The 25411-nt window shown below is 32.3% G+C and carries 23 protein-coding genes and 1 tRNA gene; 11 read left to right on the forward strand and 13 right to left on the reverse strand.

Annotated features, from left to right (window positions below; translation table 11 throughout):
• Window positions 1–24 precede the first annotated feature (24 nt).
• Together IW18_RS06210 and IW18_RS06215 are read left to right on the forward strand one after the other, a co-directional pair.
• A complete protein-coding gene (locus IW18_RS06210; protein ID WP_041516710.1) occupies window positions 25–807 on the forward strand; it encodes a DUF3050 domain-containing protein in 783 nt (260 codons plus the stop codon).
• Window positions 808–874: 67 nt separating this feature from the next.
• Window positions 875–1642: an SGNH/GDSL hydrolase family protein gene (locus IW18_RS06215; RefSeq protein WP_041516711.1), complete on the forward strand. Its 768-nt coding sequence runs from the start codon at window positions 875–877 to the stop codon at window positions 1640–1642.
• Here the strand turns inward: IW18_RS06215 and IW18_RS06220 are convergent.
• The 6 genes from IW18_RS06220 to IW18_RS06245 form a co-directional block, all read right to left on the reverse strand.
• Window positions 1639–2661, reverse strand: a complete 1023-nt coding sequence (locus IW18_RS06220; RefSeq protein ID WP_041516712.1) for a hypothetical protein — start codon at window positions 2659–2661, stop codon at window positions 1639–1641. The genes IW18_RS06215 and IW18_RS06220 overlap by 4 nt on opposite strands.
• A complete protein-coding gene (locus IW18_RS06225) occupies window positions 2639–4267 on the reverse strand; it encodes an NAD(P)/FAD-dependent oxidoreductase (RefSeq protein ID WP_084607921.1) in 1629 nt (542 codons plus the stop codon). The genes IW18_RS06220 and IW18_RS06225 overlap by 23 nt, the downstream gene beginning before the upstream one ends.
• The gene (locus tag IW18_RS06230) at window positions 4242–5762 is read right to left on the reverse strand and encodes a polyamine aminopropyltransferase (RefSeq protein WP_041516713.1); all 1521 of its coding nucleotides are present in this window, start codon (window positions 5760–5762) and stop codon (window positions 4242–4244) included. The genes IW18_RS06225 and IW18_RS06230 overlap by 26 nt, the downstream gene beginning before the upstream one ends.
• Window positions 5755–5970, reverse strand: a complete 216-nt coding sequence (locus IW18_RS06235) for a DUF350 domain-containing protein (RefSeq protein ID WP_041516714.1) — start codon at window positions 5968–5970, stop codon at window positions 5755–5757. The genes IW18_RS06230 and IW18_RS06235 overlap by 8 nt, the downstream gene beginning before the upstream one ends.
• Before the next feature lie 198 nt (window positions 5971–6168).
• Complete coding sequence (locus IW18_RS06240; RefSeq protein WP_052480094.1) at window positions 6169–7398, reverse strand: DUF4178 domain-containing protein; 1230 nt, start codon at window positions 7396–7398, stop codon at window positions 6169–6171.
• Between the two features lie 3 nt (window positions 7399–7401).
• Window positions 7402–7764, reverse strand: coding sequence for an S-adenosylmethionine decarboxylase family protein (locus tag IW18_RS06245; RefSeq protein WP_041516715.1), 363 nt, complete (start codon window positions 7762–7764; stop codon window positions 7402–7404).
• Between the two features lie 204 nt (window positions 7765–7968).
• On the opposite strand from IW18_RS06245, the gene IW18_RS06250 reads away from it, so the two are divergent.
• The 8 genes from IW18_RS06250 to IW18_RS06285 all read left to right on the forward strand — a co-directional run bounded on the left by IW18_RS06250 (window position 7969) and on the right by IW18_RS06285 (window position 17939).
• Entirely contained in the window at window positions 7969–8796 is an 828-nt protein-coding gene (locus IW18_RS06250; protein ID WP_041516716.1) for an AraC family transcriptional regulator, read from the forward strand.
• A gap of 69 nt (window positions 8797–8865) precedes the next feature.
• The gene (locus IW18_RS06255) at window positions 8866–9831 is read left to right on the forward strand and encodes a nitrilase family protein (RefSeq protein ID WP_041516717.1); all 966 of its coding nucleotides are present in this window, start codon (window positions 8866–8868) and stop codon (window positions 9829–9831) included.
• A 73-nt stretch (window positions 9832–9904) separates the two neighbouring features.
• A complete protein-coding gene (locus tag IW18_RS06260) occupies window positions 9905–10411 on the forward strand; it encodes a GNAT family N-acetyltransferase (protein WP_041516718.1) in 507 nt (168 codons plus the stop codon).
• Window positions 10412–10615: 204 nt separating this feature from the next.
• Window positions 10616–12100 (forward strand): sensor histidine kinase, encoded by a 1485-nt coding sequence (locus IW18_RS06265; protein ID WP_052480095.1) that lies wholly within the window; start codon window positions 10616–10618, stop codon window positions 12098–12100.
• A gap of 578 nt (window positions 12101–12678) precedes the next feature.
• Complete coding sequence (locus tag IW18_RS06270) at window positions 12679–13200, forward strand: hypothetical protein (protein ID WP_052480096.1); 522 nt, start codon at window positions 12679–12681, stop codon at window positions 13198–13200.
• A gap of 117 nt (window positions 13201–13317) precedes the next feature.
• Window positions 13318–14109 carry a fimbrial biogenesis chaperone gene (locus tag IW18_RS06275; RefSeq protein ID WP_052480103.1) on the forward strand — a complete coding sequence of 264 codons (792 nt, stop codon included), beginning with the start codon at window positions 13318–13320 and terminating at the stop codon, window positions 14107–14109.
• Window positions 14102–15133 (forward strand): hypothetical protein, encoded by a 1032-nt coding sequence (locus tag IW18_RS06280; protein WP_041516720.1) that lies wholly within the window; start codon window positions 14102–14104, stop codon window positions 15131–15133. The genes IW18_RS06275 and IW18_RS06280 overlap by 8 nt, the downstream gene beginning before the upstream one ends.
• Window positions 15134–15239: 106 nt before the next feature.
• The gene (locus IW18_RS06285; RefSeq protein ID WP_123902560.1) at window positions 15240–17939 is read left to right on the forward strand and encodes a COG1470 family protein; all 2700 of its coding nucleotides are present in this window, start codon (window positions 15240–15242) and stop codon (window positions 17937–17939) included.
• A gap of 128 nt (window positions 17940–18067) precedes the next feature.
• On the opposite strand, the gene IW18_RS06290 is transcribed toward IW18_RS06285, so the two are convergent.
• A tRNA-Ser gene (locus IW18_RS06290) sits at window positions 18068–18154 on the reverse strand.
• A gap of 60 nt (window positions 18155–18214) precedes the next feature.
• Entirely contained in the window at window positions 18215–19087 is an 873-nt protein-coding gene (locus tag IW18_RS06295) for a LysR substrate-binding domain-containing protein (protein ID WP_041516722.1), read from the reverse strand.
• A 91-nt stretch (window positions 19088–19178) separates the two neighbouring features.
• Between IW18_RS06295 and IW18_RS06300 the strand changes: the two genes are divergently transcribed.
• Window positions 19179–20420, forward strand: coding sequence for an MFS transporter (locus IW18_RS06300; RefSeq protein ID WP_041516723.1), 1242 nt, complete (start codon window positions 19179–19181; stop codon window positions 20418–20420).
• A 289-nt stretch (window positions 20421–20709) separates the two neighbouring features.
• Here IW18_RS06300 and IW18_RS06305 read toward each other — a convergent pair whose 3' ends face one another.
• From IW18_RS06305 to IW18_RS06325, 5 genes are all read right to left on the reverse strand, one after another.
• The gene (locus IW18_RS06305) at window positions 20710–21741 is read right to left on the reverse strand and encodes an asparaginase (RefSeq protein ID WP_041516724.1); all 1032 of its coding nucleotides are present in this window, start codon (window positions 21739–21741) and stop codon (window positions 20710–20712) included.
• Window positions 21731–22870 (reverse strand): 1-acyl-sn-glycerol-3-phosphate acyltransferase, encoded by a 1140-nt coding sequence (locus tag IW18_RS06310; protein ID WP_041516725.1) that lies wholly within the window; start codon window positions 22868–22870, stop codon window positions 21731–21733. Before IW18_RS06310 ends, IW18_RS06305 begins: the two co-directional genes overlap by 11 nt.
• 63 nt (window positions 22871–22933) lie before the next feature.
• Complete coding sequence (locus tag IW18_RS06315) at window positions 22934–23713, reverse strand: TatD family hydrolase (RefSeq protein ID WP_041516726.1); 780 nt, start codon at window positions 23711–23713, stop codon at window positions 22934–22936.
• Between the two features lie 256 nt (window positions 23714–23969).
• Window positions 23970–24692 (reverse strand): tetratricopeptide repeat protein, encoded by a 723-nt coding sequence (locus IW18_RS06320; RefSeq protein WP_041516727.1) that lies wholly within the window; start codon window positions 24690–24692, stop codon window positions 23970–23972.
• 2 nt (window positions 24693–24694) lie between these two features.
• Window positions 24695–25279: an RNA polymerase sigma factor gene (locus IW18_RS06325; RefSeq protein WP_041516728.1), complete on the reverse strand. Its 585-nt coding sequence runs from the start codon at window positions 25277–25279 to the stop codon at window positions 24695–24697.
• Between the last annotated feature and the right edge of the window lie 132 nt (window positions 25280–25411).

Consider the following 25411-nt stretch of genomic DNA (forward strand, 5'->3'; position numbering starts at 1 on the left):
ATCTTTGCACAAAAATTACAGAAAATGAATATTGAAACTATCAACAATAGCATTCAACCTCAAAAAGATCAACTTTTAAAGCATTCTTTATATAATAAAATCCAAAATATTGATGATTTACATATTTTCTTAGAAAGCCATATTTTTGCTGTTTGGGATTTTATGTCATTATTAAAAGCTTTACAAGCAAAACTTACTTGTACTACAACACCTTGGTTTGCTACCAAAAATCCTGAAACAAGATATTTAATTAATGAAATTGTTCTTGCCGAAGAAACTGACTTAAGTATTGATGGAAGAAGACTAAGTCATTACGAAATGTACATTGAAGCAATGGAAGATTGTGGCGCTAACACAGCTGGAATCAATACATTTTTAGCAGAAGTAAATTCTCTTCATAATATTTTTGTTGCTATTAAACAAAGTTCTTTACATCCTGATGTAAAAGCCTTTTTAGATTTTACTTTTAGAGTAATCGAACAAGGAAAGCCTCATGAAATTGCAGCCGCTTTTACTTTTGGAAGAGAAGATTTAATTCCGAGTATGTTTACGGCGATCTTAAAAAACTTTCAAAAAAATCTTCCGGAAATTGATTTGAGCAAATTGCTTTATTATTTTGAAAGACATATTGAACTTGATGCCGATGAACACGGTCCAATGGCAATGCAAATGATTACAGATTTATGCGAAGATGATGCTCAAAAATGGAAAGAAGTTGAAGAAATTTCAATTCTGGCATTAGAAAAACGAATTGGACTATGGAACGCCATTGAAGAAGAAATCGTGATGAAAGCAGAAATGGTCTAAAATCCAAAACAAGTTATTTAACGTAACTATTTGTTTAAAATGATTCGAAAATTAATTTATCTAAATTATGAAACCGCATTTCAAACAAATAGTTATTGTTATACTTTCTATATTCCTGTTAAGCTGTAGTTCTGATGACTCAGCTTCAAAAACTCCTGTTACTCCAATATTACCCGTTACTCCACCTGCAACTCAGGTTCCCACTACTCCAATTAACAATTCGATAAAATACTTGGCTTTAGGCGATAGTTATACTATTGGACAGAGTGTTTGCGAAACTTGCCGCTTTCCCGAACAGTTAAAATCGAATTTAAAAGCAATTTATCCTCAAACTGATTTTTCATTAAAAATAATTGCTACAACTGGCTGGACAACTTCGAACCTTATATCGGCCATAAACACACAAAATCCAGATTCTAATTACGATTTAGTTACGCTTTTAATTGGTGTAAACAATCAATTCCAACGCATGGATTTTTCAGTTTATCAAAAGGAATTTCCAGAACTACTTACTAAAGCAATATCCTTAGCCAAAGGCGATAAGAAAAATGTAATCGTACTTTCGATTCCTGACTATGCTTACACTCCATTTGCAGCAAATTACTCTGAGGCAAACCGCATGAAAATTTCTAACGAACTAGATCAATACAACACGTTTGCAGAGAATACATGTATAAATAAAGGTGTAGTTTTTATTTCGATTACAGATATTACGCGTCAAGGTCTTAGCAATAGCAATTTAGTAGCTTCAGATGGGCTACACCCTTCTGAATTGGCTTATAAAATGTTTATTGGTCGCATATTTCCTCAAGTAAAAATGATTTTGCAGGATTAAGCTTTTTTAGATTTCCAGATAAATCCGTCGAGTAAATAATGAGTAAATTGTGGAACACTAAGTAATGGAACAATTAAAAATTGCCATGAAGAAAAATCAAAAGCTGTAACGGAGAAATTTTCATTCCAAACCAAAATTTCCCATAAAAATTCTTCAGTAAAAGCGATTCCTATTAAAATCAAAACATAAATAAAAATTGCATTGTAACTTTTTAGATAACTAAAAACTCCCGATTTCTGATTAGTTTTATTTTCGATTTCTCTAAAATAAACCAACGCCATATATGGGATTCCGTGGGAAACTACATTTAACAAAGTAAAAATAAGATCGTCATTAAAATACGCGATTCCAAAATACCATGAAAGTGCCGTTCCTAAAATTATGGCATTTTTAGGAATATTAACAAACTTATTATTTATGCTTTTGTAAACAGTGTAAACCACATAGATAGTCATAATTACAACATAAACCCAAAACAGTACTTCTAACAAAAATGCACTTTGAAAACGAAAAAACTCATTTTCGACAAACCAATTGAATTTTCTTTTTGACGACAAAAACCAATACAACATTGGATAACCTGTTGAAGCATAAATAGCAAGATTATCAATAGCGACAGACAATCTCGTTTTTTGTTCGTTTCTGGCGTACAATCGCATAAAACCATATTGTTGTCTTATAAAATGAAAAACTGCTACGTAAGCCAAAAAAGACCAGAAAAACAAACTCCCAAAAGAAAACAGAATAATCCCAATAGCGAAACAAATTGTAGGCAAAAGCAATAATTTTTTTTTATTCTTTTTAAATTCCTCTGCCACGAAATAGGTTTTGAATAAAGTCGCATAAACGTGTGCAACATCAATAAAAACTATTAGGAAAAGCCACGTATAAAACGAGTATTTATTTTCAATTTCAGTAATATAATCCTGAAACAAAAATACAATTGCCAACACAAAAAAGGATGGACCAATGATGAAAATTAAATCTGTCTTGGCTTTATGAATCCAGGGTTGTTTCATCTAAAATTTGATTTACTACATTAATTCCATGATGAAAAGCTTCTTCAAAAATCGATATTCCGGACAAATCGGTATGGGCAAAAAAGATTTTATGCTCTATATTTTTTGAGGCTTGTTTTTTTGCTTCGCCAAAAATAAAATCCGGAGCGGGACTTACCATTCCATGACCCAAAAGAAACACTTCCATTTGTCCTGTACAATCTTCGATATCCGGATGCGCAATTTTTAAATCATCAAAAACAAATTGTTTCCAATATTCTTTGTTCTTTTTGTAGAGTTCTTTTCTTGATTTTTTTAAATCAGAAGAAGAAAAGCTATAATAATACGTGATAACTTTTCGAGCCTGAATTTGATTTAAAGACTGGTGCTGATCGTAAACATAACCTAAACCTTTTGCATCATAAATAACGTTATCCCAAGAAAGCGGAAAACTAAAGTTATCTGCTAAATCGGTCACGGTTAAAGTTGCCAAAAGCCAAGGTGTGTAATGAAACTCTTTTGTAAATTCTTTTCTGTCTTTTATTAAATACTGATTTACAAATTGCGGAGTTGCCATGATTACTTTGTCTGCAATAATTTCTACCGAAACCTTTTTGACATCATCAAATGCCTTGGCTACCACTTTATTATTTTCGACTTCTACCTCGTAAACCAAATGATTTTTTAGAGTTTTCTGGTCGGTATATTTTTTTAAATGAGAAGCTAATCTGGCGTTTCCTTCCGGCCAGGTTAAAACACTTTCTTTTTTATCAGAACTTGCATCTTGTTTTCGCCCTGCAAAATAGTGTATTCCAGCCCAAGCCGAAACATAATGTATTCCAAGTCCAAAGTCGTCTTTACAACAATAATCTATATAATTAAATAATGGTTCTCTTGTAAAATTGTTAGTTTCAAACCACTCTTTCATCGTGATTTTATCTAAATTTCTAGTCGCTATATCTTCGGACGAAAGATGAAGCGGAATATCAAATAAATACTTTCCGTCATTTCCTTTTCCTTCTCGAAAAGTATCCATTAATTTAAAAAAGCGTTGAAACTCGAGGTCTTCATTTTTAGAATTCCCTTCTTTTGGAACCACGCCATCTTGCCAATTATTCTTGTAAAATAATCTTTCATCGGGAGCAAAAGACAATTGCAATTCATCAAAAACAGGAAATCCTTTTTGATCGTAACCTAATATGATTTTTTCTTCTTCCAGAAACTGTAATAATTCTTTGTCTTTAAAATTAGGCAAAGGCAGATAATGTGCTCCAAGTGGAAATTTAGAATACTGATTTTCTCCATTTGAAGAATTACCTCCTAAATGTCCTTCTAATTCCAATACTAAAAAATCTGAAATCCCTTTTTTATGAAATTGTCTTGCAGCGCTTAAACCAGAGATTCCGCCACCTACAATCAGGTATGGAATATGTATTTGAGATGTTGGTTTTGGGAAATCTTTTACCCAAAGTCTATGTCCCAAAAGATGATTGGTTCCGGACAATCGAAGCAACAATTGGATAATTTTATCAGAACAAAATTGCAGAAAAGGAATTAACAATAAAGAAGCTCCAATTCCTTTTACAAAACTGCGCCTTGATTTACTGTAGTTTTCCCCATTCTTCATCAAAATAGCGTACTAAAATTTGGTTGTCTAATCGATTGATTTCAATTTCATTTGAGATCATATCGTTTGTAAAATAATTAAATCGGTCGAACTGATAATTGTAGAATCTTAATCCTGGAGCTTTACGATTTACTTGATTAAATGTAGTTCCAAAACCGTTAATGGCTATAGTATAACCCCATTCTCCAAACGAAGGAACGTAGGCATGATACGCATCGACCTGAGGAAAAACCTGCATAACTGTTTTATTGATACACCAAAATGATTTTGGAGCAAAATAAGGCGATGTTGTTTGTATAACAACTGCTGCATCTGGCTGTAGAATTGTTTTTATAGTTTGGTAAAAATTAAGCGAATACAATTTTCCTAAACTATAATTTGACGGATCCGGAAAATCTATAATAGCAACATCAAACTTTTCTTTGCAGCTTTTTGCCCAAATATAAGCATCTGTATTGATCACGGTAACTTTTTGGTTGTTTAATGAACCTTTATTGAAATCTGTAAGAACCTTATTGGTTTTAAACAACTTTGTCATTCCCTGATCAAGATCGACTAATGTAATTTTTTCAACGTCTTTGTATTTTAAGATTTCACGCACGGCCAAACCATCTCCACCTCCTAAAACCAAAACATGCTTAACGTTTTTAGCAATCGACATTGCGGGATGAACCAGGGCTTCGTGATAACGATATTCATCGGCAGAACTAAATTGTAGGTTGTTGTTTAAATAAAGCCTGTAATCGCTTTTATTATGTGTTAAAACTATTCTTTGATAGGGAGTTGAGTTGGTATAAATAATATTTTCTCCATATAATTTGCCTTCAGAATATGCCAAGATCGTATCTGAAAACACAAAAACGCCTAACAGTATTGCAAATGAAAAAATGGCTTTTACTTTTAAAAAATAGTTGTTCTTTAATTCTCTCTTTAAAAGAAAACACAAAGCAATGGCAATACTTATGTTGATCATCCCAAAGAATAATGAGGTTCCCATAATTCCCAATTTTGGAACGAGAATAAGCGGAAATAATATAGAAGCAAGTAATGCTCCAATGTAATCAAACGTAAAAACATTGGAAACTAAATCTCTAAACTCAACTTTATCTTTAAGGATATTCATTAAAAGCGGAATTTCTAATCCCACTAAGAAACCTGTTATAAAAACAAGTAAATACAAGATGAACTGAAAATAGGCTACACTTTCGAATAATAAAAATAAGATAACTGAACTTAGTCCGCCAATTAAACCAACTAAGATTTCGATTTCGACAAAAGTATTCAGTAAATTTTTATGAAAAAACTTAGAAAAGAAGGAGCCAATACCCATTGAAAAAAGGTAAACCCCAATAATAAATGAAAATTGTTTTACTGAATCTCCTAGTAAATAACTAGCCAATGTACCCGCAACAAGCTCGTAAACAAGTCCGCAGGTCGCAATAACAAATACAGCAAACAGCAATAAAAATTCAAACTTAAGAAACTTTTTACCCATGAATTGCGGCACTAATAATCATTGAAATTCCAATGATAAATGCTGCCAAAACAATGGCAACAGCAATATTATTTTTCTCTGTAACTTCTTTCCAAGTGTTTTCGGGAGTAAGTTTTTCAATTATAAAATAGCCTACTATTAATATAACGATGCCTAAAAGCGAAAAAATAATCGAATTAACGATGGGTTGAAAGTGTATTAAATCCATAATTTAAGAGATTTATTTATGATAAAAATGATTAACTGAACTACGAGTTCCTGACGTACTATATTTTTCTGTTGTTTCGCAATCACAAATTCGGTTTCCGGAATAAGCAAAATACAAATATGCTGCAAAGCAAAATATTCCAATTATTGCTGCGAGTAAATTATTCTTTATAAAATCAAATACATTCTTCATAATCAATTATTCGCTATAAGGAGAGTAAGAACTATCTGCCCATCTTTTTTTCTCAAAATTTATTTTTACAAATCGTATTAATAGAAAAACGGCAATCATAAAAATAATAACCAACCAAGCATTTCGACTTGATGGCTCATTCCAAACCACCTTTATGGTCATCGCATTATTTCTTAAATCTTCGGGCGCTTTTGCCGGAGTGATTAAAAGATGATATTTTCCTTCTTTTACGCCACAAATATTAAAATTCTCAAAGGGGCTACCCTCTGTCCAACTTTCACCGTCTTCATAACCAGAATAATATTCAATGTCTTTATTGGCATGAATTTCATCATTACTTTTTTCATCAACTAGAGCAACATCAACATTTGCCCAAGAATTATCTACATCTGTAGAGACATGAATACTCATTGGGGCAGATCCTCCTTTTACAGAAAAGGATTCACTTGTAAACGACTTATTATCAAAATCTGTAAAAGCTATTGTTTTATTAAATACTGTTTCCTGAGCTTGATCTTTATAAATATACCAATTTGAAAATATAATCATCAACGCACAAACACAAAATATAATTGCTGTATTTATTAAGTCAAAATAGAAAGGTTCTGTAATATTTACGCCTGTTTGATATGGTAAATTCACATTTGGAAACCCTTTTCTAATCTCGCCTTTAGTAATGTATTCTCCAAGAAAAGCGGTTTCATCATCGTTTATTCTTTCAATAGAAATCATTAATGGCGGCTGAATATATTCGACCATGTGAATTTTTCTTGTTGGTAAAGAAAAATCAAAATAGCCCTGAGCATTTTCGATTTCAACATCACAATATTCGTATAAATCGAAATTACAATTATTATATCTTATAACACTTGGATGTTTCTTTATATCGAACTTATCTTCCATTTCGGTTAAAAAGATCCAGTTTCCATCTGATTCAGAAAGATATACAAAATCGCCTTTTGAGCTTTTCAAAATATATTCTGTCCACATGTAGCTTATGGATACTTTTTTAACTATTGCACCAGTAACAGTATATTCTATACCTTTAAGAATACCTTTAGCGCCAATTTTAAATGTAAAATCATTTACTTCTGGCTTAAATTTCGATCTTAAACGAAGCTGACCTTCACTATCTGATAAGTATAAACTGTGACAAGTTGGGCAAACAAAGTTTACAACTTTAAAACCAACTTCTAATTCTGTAACAGTATCACAATTGTAACAAGGAACTCTCATATACTAGCGATTAATTTCAAAATCTTTTATAATTGTTCCTTCAAAATAAGCAATATAATTTGCCATCACTTCTCTAACTTTTTGAGAATTATCTTGCTGATAATTGCACAAATAAACATCTAAAGTAAGCTGATTATATTCTGGCCAGGTATGTATACAAATATGAGATTCTTTAAGACAAAAGGAAATTGTAAAACTGTCATTGTCAAAATCGTGAACAATAACACCCACTTTTTCAAGATTAAATTTCTCTAAAATTGAATTTGTAATAGCAACAAAACCCTTACTATTAGTTAGTTTCTCAATTTTATCGACATGTAGCGTAACCAGTTTGTGCAAACCGGGCGAATAAGGGGGTAAATCCATTAAAATATTTATATACGAGCCAAATATATAATATTTTTTGGATAATTTTAACAAGAAGATTGACTAGGCTAGACAGTATCAATAATTAGGCATCCATAACTAATTTGTAAAATATCCTTAATTTTGTAAAACTGAACTTCAATATCTACACTTGAATATAAGAAATACAGTCTATTAACAATCTGCCTAAGTAACTTTAAAGCAATGCAAGTTTCACCTTCAAAAGAGCTATCTCCTTACATTAAACATTATCTTTTTTTAGATAATACGGCTACTGATATTCAAAAACTACGACTGTTTTCTGATGGTAATACTGGTGTTGTTTTTTCTTTAAAAAGCAAACTCATTTCTCGATTTGACAATTTTGGCGTAACCAATTATTTACCCAATTCTTTTTTATACGGACAGCTTAATGGCTTTAAAGACATTTATTCTAATAATGCTATAACTTTAATAATTGTTGTTTTTCAGCCCAACGGAATTCATCAATTGTTAGGAATTCCGGCTAATGAATTTCTGGATGCTATTATTGCTATTGATGCCGTTTTTGGTAAGAATGGAATAATTCTCGAAGAGAAATTATCTGAACAAAATAATAATCATTCTAGAATTGAACTTTTAAATCATTTTTTCGGCAATCTAATTTCTAAAAAAACAATGTCAAACCAATTGATTATAAATGATTCATTAAATTTTATAATCTCAAATAAAGGCTATTTTTCTGTTGGCGAATTAGTAAAACATACTGGCTACAGCGAAAGACATCTTGAAAGAAAATTTAAAGAATCGATTGGGTTAAACCCAAAAAAATTTGGAAACGTTATAAGACTACATCATTTTCTAAAATTGATAAAAAACAAAACCGACGATACTAATCTAACTTCTATTTGTTACGAGGCAGGATTTTCGGATCAATCTCATCTTATCAAAGAATTTAGAAAACATACCGGAATATCTCCGACAACATATTTGAACAATAGCGGAAAACTGGCCAATAATCTCATTAAAACATTTCCATCAACTTCAGTTTAAAATGTCGGTTTTGTACAATTTATAGAATTTCATGCTTTCTATTTTTGATTCAAATTAATAGCGTCAAAAATGAAAAATCTAAAAATAGCCACAGCTCAGTTTGAGAATAAAAGTGGAGACAAAAACTACAATTTATCTATAATCGAAAAACTTTCGCAAAAAGCCGCCAACGAAGGTTGCGATGTAATTTCGTTTCACGAATGTTCTATTACGGGATATACTTTTGCACGACATTTATCAAAAGATCAAATGCTGGACTTGGCAGAAATTATTCCAACTGGAGAAAGCATTTTAAAACTTACCCAAATTGCCCAAAATAATGATATTGTAATTCTGGCCGGACTTTTTGAAAAAGATGAAAACGACAATCTTTTTAAAGCTTATGTCTGTGTAGACAAAAATGGTTTAGTTGCAAAGTATCGCAAATTACATCCGTTTATAAATCCTAATTTAACGCCGGGAGATCGTTATTGTATTTTTGAAATTAAGGGCTGGAAATGCGGAATTTTAATTTGTTACGACAATAATATTATCGAAAATGTTCGCGCTACAAAACTTTTAGGAGCCGATATTATTTTTATGCCACACGTTACAATGTGCACGCCTTCTACCAGACCTGGCGCCGGATTTGTTGCGCCTCAGCTTTGGGAAAATCGCGAAAATGATCCAACTTCTTTAAGACTGGAATTTGACGGAATGAAAGGCCGTGATTGGTTAATGAAATGGCTTCCTGCAAGAGCTTACGACAATGCAATTTATGCTGTTTTTTCGAACCCAATTGGTATGGATGACGATCAACTTAAAAATGGTTGCTCGATGATTATTGATCCGTTTGGAGATATTCTGACCGAGTGTCGTTCTTTTGACAATTCTTTTGTAACGGCAATAATTACTCCCGAAAAATGCATTCAGGCTGGAGGAAATCGTTATATAAAAGCGAGAAGACCAGAATTATACCGAGATATTATTGGTCAAAATCATGAATCTGAGCAAAATGTAGTCTGGTTGAATTCTGATAAAAAAAACATAAAATAAGTTTTTTGGCTATTCAAAGCATTTGAAAGATTTATCTTTGAAAGTTCATTAATCTACAGAATAAACCACAATAATGGAATTTTTTAAAACTACAAACGCTGATATCGATGCGGTTTTCGATATTTATAATGAAGCTACATCTTATCAAAAAACAGTCAATAATAAAAGTTGGAGAGGTTTTGAAAGAGCGCTTATTGAAAAAGAAATTGCCGAAAATCGTCATTTTGTAATCAAAGAAGAAAATGAAGTTGCTTGTACTTTTGTACTTACTTTTAATGATCTTATTATTTGGAAAGAAGCTGCTCAAGATCCTGCAGTTTATTTACATCGTATCGCGACGAATCCAAAATTTAGAGGACAATCTTACGTTAAAAAAATTATCGAATGGGTAAAAGTATATGCCAAAGAAAATAATAAAAAATACATTCGACTTGATACACATAGCGGAAACGAAAGAATAAACAAATACTACACAAGTTGCGGTTTCGATTACAAAGGAATTAGCACAATCGAATGGACTAGCGAATTACCGGAACATTATAAGGAAGGTTCTTTTAGTTTGTTTGAGATTAGACTTTAGATTTAATTTCTTCTTAAAAAACAAAACCCTTGTGAATCAATTTCACAAGGGTTTTGTTTTTATTAAATGAAAGAAAAAACTCATAAATAATATTTCCGGATTTTGAGTTTTACAGCCTTTTATGGATTTAAATTTTACTTAGTGAATTTAAATCCAAGACATTAAATTCAGTTAGATTATATTTGAAGAAATGAGTTAGAAATTATGACTAAGAAAAAGATTATTCTGCCTGAAACTACAACTTTTACAGAACGAAATAAAACAAATCATAATGACGAATTATTGCTTGTTAACAAAAGACTTGCTCAACAAATAGAAGAACGTAAAAAACGAGCCGCAGAGTTAATTATTGCCAATGCCACACTAGCTTATCAAAACGAAGAAAAAGAAAACCGTGCAGCCGAATTGGTGATCGCAAATACAGAACTGGCTTATCAAAATCAGGAAAAAGAAGATCGTGCCGCAGAACTTGTTATTGCCAATACAGAATTGGCTTATCAAAACAATGAAAAGCAAAAACGTGCCGATGAGCTAAGTATTGCTAACTCTGAACTTATATTTCAAAACGAAGAAAAAGAAAAACGTGCCGCCGAATTGGTAATCGCAAATACAGAATTGGCTTATCAAAATCAGGAAAAAGAAGATCGTGCTGCTGAACTTGTTATTGCAAATACTGAATTGGCATATCAAAACAATGAAAAGCAAAAACGTGCCGACGAGCTAAGTATTGCTAATTCTGAACTTATCTTTCAAAACGAAGAAAAAGAAAAACGTGCCGCCGAATTGGTAATCGCAAATACAGAACTGGCTTTTCAAAATCAGGAAAAAGAAGATCGTGCCGCAGAGCTTGTTATCGCAAACAATGAATTGGCTTATCAAAATAATGAAAAAGAAAAGCGTGCCGATGAACTTCTTATTGCTAATGAAGAACTTACTTTTCAAAACAAGGAAAAAGAAAAACGTGCTGCCGAACTAACTTTAGCAAACAACGAACTTGAAGCTTTTACCTACATATCAAGTCATCATTTACAGGAACCTTTACGAAAAATACAAGTTTTTTCAGATCGAATTACAACAGATGAACATCAAAATTTAACTGAGAAAGGAAAATATTATTTTGAACGTATTGAGGTTGCAGCTTTTCATATGCAAGCACTTATAAACGATTTACTAACGTACTCCAGAACAAGTGTAACCGAAAAGGAATTTGAAAAAGTTAATCTCAATAACCTTATTAATACTGTGCTTGAAGATTTAGAAAAGGAAATAATTACAAAAAAAGCTGTTATCGAAATACTTGGAGATTGTACAGCTTATATTATTCCGTCACAGTTTCACCAATTAATATGCAATTTGATAAGTAATTCTCTCAAATTCTCAACGACAGACAAAACACCGCATATTACGATAGAAAGTCTATACACAAAACCCAAAACAAAGAAAAGCAAATCTGCAGTCGATTACTGTCATATCATTATAAAAGATAATGGTATTGGATTTGATCCTCAGTTTGAAAATCGAGTTTTCGAAATGTTCCAGCAACTTAACAATAAAACTGATTATAAAGGAACTGGAATTGGTCTTGCTATAGCAAAAAAAATTGTAGAAAACCATAAAGGAATTATTACGGCAACCGGAAAACCAAATCATGGTGCTAAATTTGACATTTACATTCCTGTAATGCAATAAAAAAGTCTTTTGTAGAATAGTTTTTTCCTTTATAAATTCATAAACTCAAATAGTTTGATCATTGAACTTAATGATCACAGCTGCACAACTCTTTAAAAGTACAACAAAGCAATAAAAACTAAATCGAGATTTGAGTACTGTTTGTCGATTTTATTGGCTTTTTATAAAATCTTTATGTTAAAATTAACTTTTAAAGATAGCTGGTTAAACTCTTTGAGGAACATTTAGAACCTTGGCAAGAAAACATGTAGGACTTTTTATCTAAAAAACAGACCATTTAAGACATAAACCAAACAGAATAAGCCAATTTTATTGGTTAACATTACGTTACTAGACGTTTTACCCCGAAATCTCTACTAAAAAACACATTTTATCTGCTTAAAAAGCTAAAAAAACGGCTTTTAAAAGTAAGTTATGGATTACTAATTATCAAGTATTTAACTTTTAAAATGCAGTTCGTCGGTTATAAATTACATCTTGTCTAATACTTCAAAAATCGCATTTTTAATCTGAAATTGCAGTATACATTTGCACTGAAAATTAACAGAATACAAACTTGATTTAATAAAATTTCCAAAATGAAAAAATTGATTTTAGCCTCTTTTCTAATCTTAGGCTTCGTTACAGTAAAAGCTCAAAATGTAAAATTAAATGTAAATTTAAAGCCTATACAGACTTTAGTGGTTAATAATGCGCAAAAAGTTGTAGATCTTAACTATACAACTACAGATGATTACAAAAATGGTGTATCATCAACAAATACAGATCACTTAAATATTTACAGTACTGGAGGTTTTCAGGTAAAAGTAAAAAGTGCAAACGCTACAATGCAAAACGGAGGTAAAACTATAGATGCTAACACAATCCAAATTAAAGCAACTGCAGGTTCTGATGCTGTAAATGGAGCTCAATATTCTCAAAACGTTCAATTGTCTAACACTGAAACTACTTTGGTTACTTCTACAAAAGGTGGAGTAGATAAAAAGATTAGTATTGAGTATAAAGGTGCAGGAGCAAATGCTTACATCGACAATTATATTGCAGGTCAAAATCCTACAGTTTACACTACTGAACTTACATACACTATTGTAAGTCAATAATACCACTAGGTGAGAATAAATAAAAAAGTGTCACAAGAAATTGTGACACTTTTTTATTTAGCTAACTTTGCTTTACTTCAATTAATGTTCCCAACAGATTACTTTAAACTACTAAAAATGAATAAACTTGCTTTAATTTTTTGTTTTTTAATTTTTCAAGCACATTCGCAAACTGGTATTTCGGTATCACCTCCAAGAATTTATTTTGAGTCGAAACCCGGAACGAGTAGTACACAAAAGGTAACGGTAACGAATGTTAGCGCAAAGAATACTTTAGATCTTGCTGTAAGTCTTGGTGATTGGGAGTATGACGAAAAAGGCGAAAATATGATGTATCCTTCGGGTACTTTAAAAAATTCTTGTGCGAGTTGGATTTCAGTTAAAAACAGTGATAATTATTTTTCGCTAGCTCCCGGGGAAAGAAAAGAACTGGAGGTAACTATTACACCTGTAAAGATTGCCAATGATACTTTGCCCACTCATACCGCTGTTTTGTACGTAAGTCAAATGAATCCTGTAGATGATTTTGATAGTAAAGGAGCAAATATTAAAGTTAGTATTCGTTCTGGAATTAAAGTTTTTCATACCCTTTCGAATAGTCTTACCAAAAAAATAGAGATTGAAGATTTAAAATTTGATCAATCTACCAATAACTTAAATTTAAAATTTAAAAATCAATCTCAAATTTGGGTAGATGGTAAAATTTCAACCGAGATTATTAATATCAAAACGGGTAAAAAAGTGGTGCTTAATGATGTCGTTTTTTATACACTGCCCGGTAATTTGCGTAAATTAAGTATTCCTGTTACAGAAGCTTTAGAGAAAGGATCTTACAATGCATCGGTTATTATTGATTATGGCGATTCGTCTTTGTTAGAAATGGCTGAATTAAATTTTAATTATGAATAAATATATTCTTATTACGCTTTTTTGCATTCCATTTTTTGGCTTTTCTCAAGTGTCTTTTACCTCTTGGGTAAATTCTTATTTACAAATTAATTCGTATAACGGGAATACCAATCCTGATGCGTATACCGTTACGTTTGCCGGAAATGGTAATTTAAATATTCCGAATTGGAAACTTTCTGCACGATTGAAACAGAATATTGTCTCTGAAGATGGTAAATTTACTATACCTTCTAATAAAATTTCTTTTCAACCCATTTCTACAAATGGTCAGGCTTATCCAAATCCAGTTCCTACTATTTCACAAATTGGAGCTCCTTTAAATGTTTTTTTACAAGAGAATAGTGAATCGTTTTTGATCCCCAATTCTAATGCCCCAATATATAACAAGCCGCAGACTCCAAATGGTTATTACAACCTTCAGTTAAAATATGCTCTAACCCTTCTTGGCGGTTCGTATTTAGGCAGTTTTCCCGCATGGACAAGATTTACAGCTTCGGTCGAGTTTACGGCATACGATCAAAATAATGCTATAATTGGTAAGGTGAGTCATGATTTTCAATTCCAAATTGGAAATATTACTGATGCACCGCCACCAGCAGATGTTCTTTCTTTAAAAATAAATATGAATGCTGCCAATGGTCTTTTAGAATTTAAAACTATGCAAGACTACAGTAACGGAACGAGTGTTACTTATACAGATGGACTTTCGGTAAACAGCAGCAGTAACTTTCAAATTAAGGTACGATCACTCCAAAGCAATTTACAATCTGCGGCAGGAAATTCAATTCCTGTTGATGTTATTAATTTAACATTAGGAACAGCAACATCTAGCGCCAATCAGCGTATTTTTCCAATTGTTCTTAGTACTGCCAATCAAACTTTGGTGCAAACTAATAACAATACAAGCAATATGTCTTTCCGATACGATATAAAGTATTTTACACTCCCTCAAGACGCTCGTTTGATTAATGCTAAATCAGATGATTATTCGACTACTTTACAATATGAGATTACCCCTCAATAATTTTTAAAAGATGCGTTCTTGTAACCTTAAACTTTTATCAATCTTTTCTTTCTTGTTTATGCTCATAAACCAACTGAATGCACAACAGATTCAGAATGCGGTTACTATGGAGATAGACAAGGATGCTTCTTATCAAAAAGGGGCTTTGGTGAGTTTAGTTGTAGTCGTTAAAAACGCAACACCAGAGAAAATAAACGGAAAGATCTATTTTACTCTGCCTAAAGGCTACAGAAATCTAGCAACTCAAGGTTTAGAAATTGCGATGCTTCCCGACGAAACTCGTTACATTCCTGTTAAATTTATAATTGAAGATGAAGCTGCTGCTGGAACTTCTGTAATTACCTGTAAGTTAATAGACCTTTCCGGAAAATTACTTGCAGAGCAAAGCACCAATCAGGTAATCGCGGTAAACAATACGCTTGTTATTACTCCTTTAGAAACCTCGATTTACCGATCATCAAACAATGAACCCTTAAAGATAAAAGTAAAAGTTAGCAACAAAGGAAATATTAGGCAAAATATTACGCTAGTTTGTAAATTTCCAGACCCAACAAATGGCAATTTGTTCCTGGAACAAAATGCTGATATTGCGGTAAAAAAAGATTCTATTTTTACATTTACCTATCTTCCTTCTAAAGAATTGGCCAGACAATCCAACTATTCGATACGCATATCTGGATTTAGAAATCCAAGTAGAGAAATTTTTGGAAACACAACGGTAGATGTTCAAAATATTGCCAGTGTACAACAATATCAAGGGGACTTATTTATTAATTTTCTTGAAGAAACACAAAACCAAATTACCTCAAGTTACCGAAGATTTGGTAGCGGACTTGATTTTTATCAGGTAAAAGGATCTGGTGGAGTCAATATTCCTTCGGGATATCTGTTTATGCGAGGAAATATTGCTTTATCAAATACGCTGGAAATTCCTTTAGTAACCAACACTACTTTAACGTATCGTCAGGAACAAAATGAATATACCATTGGTAATATTAACAAACTACTTGAAATGACTCTAGTAGGTAGAGGTGCAGAATATAGTCATACATTCGAAAAAAATCAAAAAGTTGAAGTAGGTTTTGTCGATCAAAATTATAATTTAATAGAAGAAAATAGTTGGCTCAAAAATGGTTACGGCTTCTATGCCAAAGGTATGCTTCACTCTAATAACAGTTCACGTAATGCTTCGGCTGGTTATTTGTACCGTTATGATCCATTCGAAAAAGCAAAACATAGTATTCTGGGAACCGAAGTTAATTATGATTTTAATACAGATTGGAAACTGAATGCAAAAGTAAATGGCGCAATGAGTATTTATGAAATACAAGATTTCGTTAAACCGTCTTTTGCAGGAGAAACAAATTATAGCGGAAAAATTAAAAGCTTCAATATCAACGGAAATTATTATTACAGTTCCGATTATTATCCTGGAAATCGACGTGGAAGTATGCTATTGCAGCAGAATATTACGACCAATATTAAAAAACATAATCTATATGCAAATGTAATTCTTTCTGATTTTTCGCCTAAATTCTATTCTTTCGAAACACAGCAAAAATCGGCAAATAATCGAATCGAAATAGGAAACCGATTTCCTAAATTTAGAGATTTCAGTTTTAATCTAGGATATCAATATCAAGAGGAAAGTTCTAATAGTTACAATCAGCTTTTTGGAAATTTAGACAAAAATGCGAATCAAAAAATGTATGCCAACCGCATCGTTGAGCAATTGTCATGGATTAGTAATTCATCGCGACAATCGGCCGTTTTAGCCCTTGAAACTGGTATTGTTAAATACCCTTTGCAAACTGACAATCAGTTTCAGATGAAAATAAATGCGAATTACAGTTACAGAAATTTTAATATAAATTCAACTTTTCAATCCGGCAGTTATTATTTATCTGAGTATGCTTTTTCGACTATTGCAGGCAGTAGCGTAAATTATGAAAAGCTTACAATGTCTTTATTTTACAACAATAACTTTGTAAACGACAAAGTAAACCTGAGTACAGGAGTTTCTTATATAAAGGATATTGTTTACGGAAAATCGCCCTCGGCATTTATCAATGCAAAGTATCACGGAAAAGCCTTTAGTACTTTTTTCAATTCCTCTTGGTACAATTATTCTGTAGGATCTCTTAGCAATAACACCCTGACTTTTGAAGTTGGTGTAACGGTAAATTTACAGAAAATCATATTAAATCCAGACCAAAAAGGTACCATCAAAGCTCTATTGTACTACGACACTAACAATAATAATCAATACGATGCTGGCGAAAAATTTGCTGCAAATTATATGATTAACATCAATAAAGTGGCTTTACAAACCAATAAGGACGGAATGGCAACTTATAAAAGAGTGCCTTACGGAACCTATTATTTAAAGCAATTTACACAAGATGGCTGGTATTACGACGATGCTACATTTGAGGTAGACCGACATACGCACAACCTTTCGATTCCGCTTCACCAAAGTGGAAAAATGCAAGGACAAGTTTCTTTCAACTACAATACTAACACTGTAGTTGAGTTTCAGCACCGCGCTTCGGGTATCTCTTTTAGTATTATGAAAGATAATAAATTGGTTAAAAAAGTATACACTGATGATGATGGAAAGTACATATCGTTTCTTCCAATTGGTAATTATGTTATCGCTATCGACGAGAAATCACTTCCTGCCAATACATTTTGCGAAACAATAAGCTACGATATAACCCTAAAAGCGGGAGAAATAGTAGTGGTGCCGGAATTTATTATAAAAGTAAAAGAAAAGAAAATCAACACTAAGAAATTCTCTAATTAACGTTTTAGATAAAAATCTTTGCGTTCTCTGCGGTAAAAAATAAACTCATAAAAAAACCCAATTCTACATTTTTGGAAGTAGAATTGGGTTTTTAATTTTATAGATACTAAGTAATCAGTATTATTTTGCAGAGAGGAAGGGATTCGAACCCTCGATACAGTTACCCATATACTAGCTTTCCAGGCTAGCTCCTTAAACCACTCGGACACCTCTCTAAATTGGTCTGCAAATAACACAAAAAAAATCGAGTTAGAAAAACAAAATTTCACATTACTTTACATGCTCTTTCTAAATTCCTCGATAAATAGTTTTACTGCCTTTTTTTGATACGCACCTTCGATCGTTAATATAAACGAATCTCTTTGTGTTGGAACTCCTGTAATAGCAATCGCTTTTAAATTATCCCAACCTTTTAAGGCTTTTTCGGTTACAATAGTTACCCAATCACTTTCTTCAACCAATTGCAAAAGTGCATGAACAGCGTTTAATTCTATCGAAACTTTAGGCTTCATATTATTTTTTAAAAACAATTCGTCTAGAAATTCTCTGGAACTAAATCCTCTTACGGGTAAAATAAGCGGAAATTCTTCCATTTTTTTAAAGGAAATTTTATCTAAAACTGCCAAAGGATGCGTTTTTGCAACTGCCACAACCAAATTTGAAGTAAACAATGGAATTTTCTGAATGGTTTCTTTTATTTCTTTAGAAGAAATGACTAAAACCAAATCTAATTCATTGTTCAATAACTTTTGCTCCAAAGGTTCTGTTGAACCATATTCGACTACAATTTTTAAATTGGGATATCTTTTTGCAAACAAATTGACGATTGGCAAAACTAAAAGTCCAAAAATATAAGTTACTCCAATTCGCAATTCACCACCAATCATTTCGTTTAAATCATCGATGGCCTGTTTACCATTTTGAACATTTTCGATGACTTGTTTGGCATGAATCAAAAAAACTGATCCGGCTTCGGTAAGCTGAACTTTTTTTCCAATCCTAATAAACAAAGGCATTCCGAGTTCTTCTTCTAACTTTTTTATTTGCTGAGACAAACCAGATTGCGTAACAAAACACAATTCTGCAGCTTTAGTAAAATGCAAGACTTCGGCGGTTTTGATAAAATATTGTAATTGATAAATTTCCATATCGATAAGTTTTAATACTCATTATCAGTAAAATTATTAATTTTTCTAATGAAATCATAATCCCGAACTTTGTAAAAAAATATCAAGCATCATGTTTAAGGCATTAAAATCGAAAAACTTCAAATTATTCTTTTACGGACAATCAGTTTCTGTAATTGGAACCTGGCTTCAAAAAACAGCCGTGAGTTGGATGGTTTACAGCGTTACGGGTTCTGTTTTTTTACTTGGGTTAGCCACTTTTTTAAGCATGATTCCGTCTCTTTTTCTAGCACCGTTAGCCGGAAGTATTATTGGCCGATACGACAGACATAAAACCATGATATTATTACAGTCTCTGGCAATGTTTCAGGCAGGTGCGCTCGCGCTTTTAATTTATCTAAAAATATACAACATCAACTTTATTCTGGCTCTAAGCCTTTTTCAGGGAATTATAAACTCCTTTGATATGACTTGTCGCCAAACTATGATGATTGACATTGTAGACAATAAAGACGATTTACCAAATGCAGTTGCCTTAAACTCTACATTAAATAATTTTGCTCGTATTGCAGGGCCAGCCTTGGCCGGAATTATTCTGCACAACTACGGTGAAGACATTTGTTTTATTGGAAACTTCCTAAGCTATATTCCGGTTTTGATTTCTTTATTAATGATGAAAATTACTCCTCACATTAAAGCGACTGACAAGATGAAAATGTTAGATGATTTTATTGAAGGTTTGGATTACGTTAAAAAAGAAACCGAAATGGCAAAAATGCTATTGATGTTAATGTGTAGTAGTTTATTTGTGATTTCTTTCAACACTTTAATGCCTGTTTTTGCCAAAGATATTTTTAGCGGAAACGCACAGACTTTTAGTTGGTTTGAAAGTGCCGCCGGAATTGGCTCTATTGTATCTGCTATTTATTTGGCTAATCTTAAAAAAGCCGATAATATGGGTAAAATAATGATCGCTGCGAGCTTATTGTTAGGTTTTAGCATTATTGTACTTGCTTATTCAAATAGTCTAACTGTGGCTCTTATTTGTATGGCTTTAAGCGGCGTAGGTATGATGGCACAAACCTCATCTATAAATATTTATGTTCAAACTCAAAGCACGGTAAATATGCGATCCAGAAGTATTAGTTATTATTTAATGGCTTATCAGGGAATGATTCCTGTTGGAAGTTTGATTATTGGGTACGTTTCTCATATTATTGGCACCAGAAATACAGTTGCCATTCAGGGAATAATCTGTATTATTTCTGTGATTGTTTATGTGTATTATAAAAACCGTAGTTCTCAGGAAGATTTAGAAACTTGTACGGTTCAATATAGAAATTCCAAAAATTAATTTTCAAATTCTAATCATTTATAAACTTGTCATTTACAAACTTGTCATTTCGACCGAAGGGAGAAATCACACTAGAAAGTCTGTAAAAATTGTTGCGCATAGTAAACCCGACAGGTTTTAAAAACCTGTCGGGTTACTTTGTTGAGTTATATGTGTGATTTCTCCCTTCGGTCGAAATGACAAAACAGGATGAAAAGGAAAATTCTAATTACCAAAAAAATTCCAAATTCCAAACTTAATCTAATTTTCAAGTTTGGAATTTGGAATTTTTATAATTGAAATTTTCTATTTACAGCGAAATCTCTCCGCGCAAAGCGGTTTCGAATATCGTTTTAAATTCTGATTGAGGAATATTGTGACCTAACAAATACATTAGTTTCGTAATTGCAGCTTCGGTAGTAATATCTTTTCCTGAAATAACTCCAAGAGATTTCAATACTGTGCTGGTTTCGTATTGTCCCATGTTTACACTTCCACCAGAACATTGTGTAACATTAACGATGTGCATTCCGGATTTGATTGCTTTTTCGATTAAGTTTAAAAACCAATCTTCGGTTGGGGCATTTCCTGAACCATAAGTTTCTAAAACAATTCCTTTTAGATCTGGAATTGCAAGAATCGAAGCCAAAACAACTTCGCTCATTCCGGGAAACATTTTTATGATTGCTACGTGATTGTCTAAATTCTTATGAACAATCAGTTTAGCATCAGTTTTTATCGGAAGAAATAAATGTCTGTTTAATTTAAGATGCACACCAGATTCTACCAATTCAGGATAATTTGGTGCTGTAAAAGCTCTAAAATGTTCTGCATTTACTTTTGAAGTTCTATTACCTCGGTATAATTTATATTCAAAATACAAACAAACTTCGTTAATTACCGCTTTTCCGTTTTCTTGCAGTGAAGCAATCTGAATGGCTGTAATTAGGTTTTCTTTTGCATCTGTGCGGAGATCTCCAATTGGCAATTGAGAACCTGTAAATACAACTGGTTTAGCCAAATTCTCTAACATAAAACTCAATGCCGAAGCTGAATAAGACATTGTATCTGAACCATGTAAAACTACAAATCCATCAAAAGCAATGTAATGTTCTTCGATGATCTCGGCAATTTTTGTCCATTCAGCAGGATTCATGTTCGACGAATCAATTGGATCTTCAAATGAAACAGTTTCAATCTCACAATCTAATTGTTTGATTTCGGGAATTTTTTGCAACAATTTACCAAAGTTGAACGCTTTGAGCGCGCCTGTCTCAAAATCTTTGCTCATACCGATAGTTCCTCCAGTATAAATTAGCAGTATTTTAGGTTTAGATGACATCTTGGTATTTTAATTTATTGACAACAGGATTTGCATACATGGCTAAGAATCCTTGTCTTGCAACTGGATTTTCAGTGTTTCCAATTCGCATTTCTAAACGACGTTCAAAAAGTGATTTTTCGCTTTCTTTATATAAATGAGCAAATCTATCGGTTCCGTTTAAAATATCGTAAGCAATAAAGTTAGTAGGCCATAAATGATAATTTTTTAAAACCGAATCATCAATTACTTGTGCCAAAGCCTGAATTTGTTTGTTTGCATTGTCATTTTCAGCAGCAATCTGATCAATTTCAGTATCGAGAACATCTCCAACTGAAATGTGTATTCTTTTTTTAGTTCCCATGATACCACTTAAAATGGTCATGAAATCTTCATTTTTATCTTTAACGTAAACTTCGTTGTTTGCTTCTGCCATTAATTGTGGCATTTTTAAAACATCTGTAGGATCGTATTCGTATGAAATGGAAACCGGAACAATTTTTAATTTCTTAAAATAGTCCATCAAGTTAGGTTCATCAGACCCCATTCCAATCATTTTTAAAACTCCTGGATTCGTTTCGTCATTTCCGTCTTTTGTTCTTCCTTCTCTTTGCGCAATCCAAACCGAACGGTTTTCGCGAAGCAACAGTTGTCCAATATATTCTGATAATAACTTAGAACTTTGCAACATTTCTCTTGGTGTTAAACCTCTCAAAACTAAAAAGTTTCGATTAAGTTTTGCCAAAGTACTCAAGAATGCTTTTTTAACCAAATTGTCTCCAATTGCCGATGCTGTCATGACCAAGCCATGCTCGAACAAACAAACGTTTAATAAGGTTGTATCTAAAAGAATATCCCTGTGATTGGAGATAAATAAATATGACGTATTCTTTTCTAATTTATCAAATCCTGATGTTGTAAGTCCTTCAGAACTTTTCTCTAAAACCTTTTGTATGGTATTATAAATAAAGTTGCATTGAAAATCACGAATCGAATGTGTTTTCTTAAGTTGCTCTTTCCAAACCTCATCTTCTACTTCCGGAAAAGTAAAGTTCATCATGGTTTTCATCATCGGGTGATTGGCAACATCATGAAGTGCTTCATTTATTTCAGAATCATAAAACGGTCGAATGGCATCAAATCTCTGCATTATTTATATAGGTTTAAGTGGGCAAAAGAACAAAAAAAAAATTAAACTATTGTAAGGTATGGGTTAAATCCCAAAAACGTGTTTAGAATTCTGAGTAGTTCGATTCGCTATTTCTTCTTCAGAAACGTCATATATATCTGCTAATTTGCTAATAACATTTACTAAATAACTGCTTTCATTTCGTTTTCCTCGATACGGAATTGGGGCTAAGTATGGAGAATCTGTCTCTAAAACAATATGTTTTAAATCTATCTGATTTAAAAACTGATCGATTTTACCATTTTTAAACGTCACCACTCCACCAATTCCTAACTTCATATTATAAGAAATCGCCTGAAGCGCTTGCTCATGAGTTCCTGAAAAACAATGAAAAATACCAAATAAATCATCTGATTTCTCTTCTTCCAAAACTTCAAATATCTCATCAAAAGCTTCACGACAATGAATTACAATTGGCAACTTATATTGTTTTGCTAATTGAATTTGTCTCTTAAAAGCAATCTGCTGCTCTTTTAGATGCGTTTTATCCCAGTATAAATCAATCCCGATTTCACCAACGGCGTAGAACTTTCGCTTCGCCAATTCGGTTTCAACATGTTTCAATTCATCCTCGTAATTATCTTTCACGTAAGTAGGATGTAACCCCATCATTAAGAACACATAATCTGGATAATTTTGCTCTAAATCATACATCGATTGTGTTGCTGCTGCATCAATAGCAGGAATAAAAAAACGTGTTACTCCCGCATTAATCGCTCTTTGCATCATTTCGTCGCGATCCTGATCAAATTCTTCAGAATATAAATGTGTGTGCGTATCGGTAATTATTGGTGTCGAATTCAATTGTATAATTTTTAAAGGTTCAAAATTACGACAATATTAAAAACTTTCCCAATTTGAATGTGATGGCACGCGGATGATTCCAATTTACTTCGTGAAAGCACCAATAAACAAAGCTTTTTCTTGTTCATCCATTTTGTTTTAATTGGTTTCAGTAAAACAAAAATAAACCCGACAGATTTTAAAAAACTGTCGGGTTTGAACACATATAAATCTCTTTCCTAATCTCTGTTTAATTTTTAATGTATGCCTAAAACAATTAATCCAACTCATCTAAAAGTTGTTCAACATCGTCATAATTTTCATAATCTTGTGAGATGGTCTGCAAGATTTCTTTACACTGTTTGTATTTTTTTTGCTTTAATTTAGATAAGGCAAGGCTCCATTTTGCTTTCTCTTTATAAACAGAAGTCCCTGCTATCAATTCATTAAAAATAATTTCGGCTCTAGGATATTTACTTTCTTCTAATAATGAAACTCCATAAAAATATTGAATTTCAGGTGTGTTATTTACTTTTAAAATGGCTTCAAAAAGCGGAATTGCCACATCGTATTTCCCATCATTAAATGCTGCCTGGGCTTGTATTAAATTTGTATCCGAATCTCCTCTTTCTACAAATGATGCTGTTTCCGGATTATTATAATCATCAAAAGTTGGATTATTATAATCAAAAAAGAACAATCCAAACAAAATGATAATTGAGGCTGCAGCCGCATAATACCAAGGTTTCATCAAGACAACTTTAGGTTTACTAACATTAAAATGCTTGTCTGAAATTGAAGTCAAATTAGCCTTAAACACTTCTCTTTCTTCATCATGTTCAAATTTATTTTTCAGCTGCAATTGTACATCTTTAAAAGTTTCAAATTCTGAAGCCATTTCATGATCTTCAGACAATTGTTTTTCAAAACTATTTTTTTCCTCAACTGTCATTTCTCCCTGAAGATATTGATCAAATAATATATAGCGCTCTTCGTTCATGACTAATTATTTTTTAGAGATTTAAAATTCTTGGCTTCCTGAATCCATTGTGTCAACTGTCCTACGCATAACGATTTTTTCTTGCGGACATATCCGTAAGTTACGTTAAGCTTTTCAGCAACTTCTTCCATCGATTTTATGGTAAAACTGAGTTTTAACAACTCCTGACATTTGTCTCCCAATTTTTGAAACATGGTATCAAAAAGCTGTTGTTTTTCATCAAACTCTTCTGTGTGTCCAATTAATTCCAGTGCAGATTCATTTATAGATACTGCATCTTCATTAATTGTTACCCCTTTGTTTGATGTTTTTTTAAGTTCATTTAGCCATTTCCGTTTACACAGTAAAAAAAAGTAAGCATCAAATGGACAAGTCAATTGTAAAGTATTGGCTTTGGATTGATTAAAAAGTAAAATCATGACTTCCTGAACTATATCCTGCGCATGTTCCTTGTCTCCGGAATTGTTCATTACGAACATGACCACTTTTGGAACGAACTTTTTATAAATGGTCTGAATAATTGCCGAATCATTTGCGGCAAGTCCTTCAATATACATTTGATCAGGATGAATTTTAGTTTGGCTCATAAAAAACTTTTTGTAGCTAATTTAAAGAACAATTGTAAATAAACTTCACATTGATGGGTAACAATTAACAAATCAAGTTGATATAATTCAAAATAACTCATAAAAAGCAACTCCCAGATTAAACGAATCAAA

The sequence above is a fragment of the Flavobacterium hibernum genome, assembly GCF_000832125.1.
GTDB classification, from domain to species: domain Bacteria; phylum Bacteroidota; class Bacteroidia; order Flavobacteriales; family Flavobacteriaceae; genus Flavobacterium; species Flavobacterium hibernum.

Coding starts and splice junctions, on each gene's coding strand:
- IW18_RS06210 (WP_041516710.1), top strand. CDS start 25: ATGAATATTGAAACTATCAACAATAGCATTCAACCTCAAAAAGATCAA.
- IW18_RS06215 (WP_041516711.1), top strand. CDS start 875: ATGAAACCGCATTTCAAACAAATAGTTATTGTTATACTTTCTATATTC.
- IW18_RS06220 (WP_041516712.1), bottom strand. CDS start 2,661: ATGAAACAACCCTGGATTCATAAAGCCAAGACAGATTTAATTTTCATC.
- IW18_RS06225 (WP_084607921.1), bottom strand. CDS start 4,267: ATGAAGAATGGGGAAAACTACAGTAAATCAAGGCGCAGTTTTGTAAAA.
- IW18_RS06230 (WP_041516713.1), bottom strand. CDS start 5,762: ATGGGTAAAAAGTTTCTTAAGTTTGAATTTTTATTGCTGTTTGCTGTA.
- IW18_RS06235 (WP_041516714.1), bottom strand. CDS start 5,970: ATGGATTTAATACACTTTCAACCCATCGTTAATTCGATTATTTTTTCG.
- IW18_RS06240 (WP_052480094.1), bottom strand. CDS start 7,398: ATGAGAGTTCCTTGTTACAATTGTGATACTGTTACAGAATTAGAAGTT.
- IW18_RS06245 (WP_041516715.1), bottom strand. CDS start 7,764: ATGGATTTACCCCCTTATTCGCCCGGTTTGCACAAACTGGTTACGCTA.
- IW18_RS06250 (WP_041516716.1), top strand. CDS start 7,969: ATGCAAGTTTCACCTTCAAAAGAGCTATCTCCTTACATTAAACATTAT.
- IW18_RS06255 (WP_041516717.1), top strand. CDS start 8,866: ATGAAAAATCTAAAAATAGCCACAGCTCAGTTTGAGAATAAAAGTGGA.
- IW18_RS06260 (WP_041516718.1), top strand. CDS start 9,905: ATGGAATTTTTTAAAACTACAAACGCTGATATCGATGCGGTTTTCGAT.
- IW18_RS06265 (WP_052480095.1), top strand. CDS start 10,616: ATGACTAAGAAAAAGATTATTCTGCCTGAAACTACAACTTTTACAGAA.
- IW18_RS06270 (WP_052480096.1), top strand. CDS start 12,679: ATGAAAAAATTGATTTTAGCCTCTTTTCTAATCTTAGGCTTCGTTACA.
- IW18_RS06275 (WP_052480103.1), top strand. CDS start 13,318: ATGAATAAACTTGCTTTAATTTTTTGTTTTTTAATTTTTCAAGCACAT.
- IW18_RS06280 (WP_041516720.1), top strand. CDS start 14,102: ATGAATAAATATATTCTTATTACGCTTTTTTGCATTCCATTTTTTGGC.
- IW18_RS06285 (WP_123902560.1), top strand. CDS start 15,240: ATGGAGATAGACAAGGATGCTTCTTATCAAAAAGGGGCTTTGGTGAGT.
- IW18_RS06295 (WP_041516722.1), bottom strand. CDS start 19,087: ATGGAAATTTATCAATTACAATATTTTATCAAAACCGCCGAAGTCTTG.
- IW18_RS06300 (WP_041516723.1), top strand. CDS start 19,179: ATGTTTAAGGCATTAAAATCGAAAAACTTCAAATTATTCTTTTACGGA.
- IW18_RS06305 (WP_041516724.1), bottom strand. CDS start 21,741: ATGTCATCTAAACCTAAAATACTGCTAATTTATACTGGAGGAACTATC.
- IW18_RS06310 (WP_041516725.1), bottom strand. CDS start 22,870: ATGCAGAGATTTGATGCCATTCGACCGTTTTATGATTCTGAAATAAAT.
- IW18_RS06320 (WP_041516727.1), bottom strand. CDS start 24,692: ATGAACGAAGAGCGCTATATATTATTTGATCAATATCTTCAGGGAGAA.
- IW18_RS06325 (WP_041516728.1), bottom strand. CDS start 25,279: ATGAGCCAAACTAAAATTCATCCTGATCAAATGTATATTGAAGGACTT.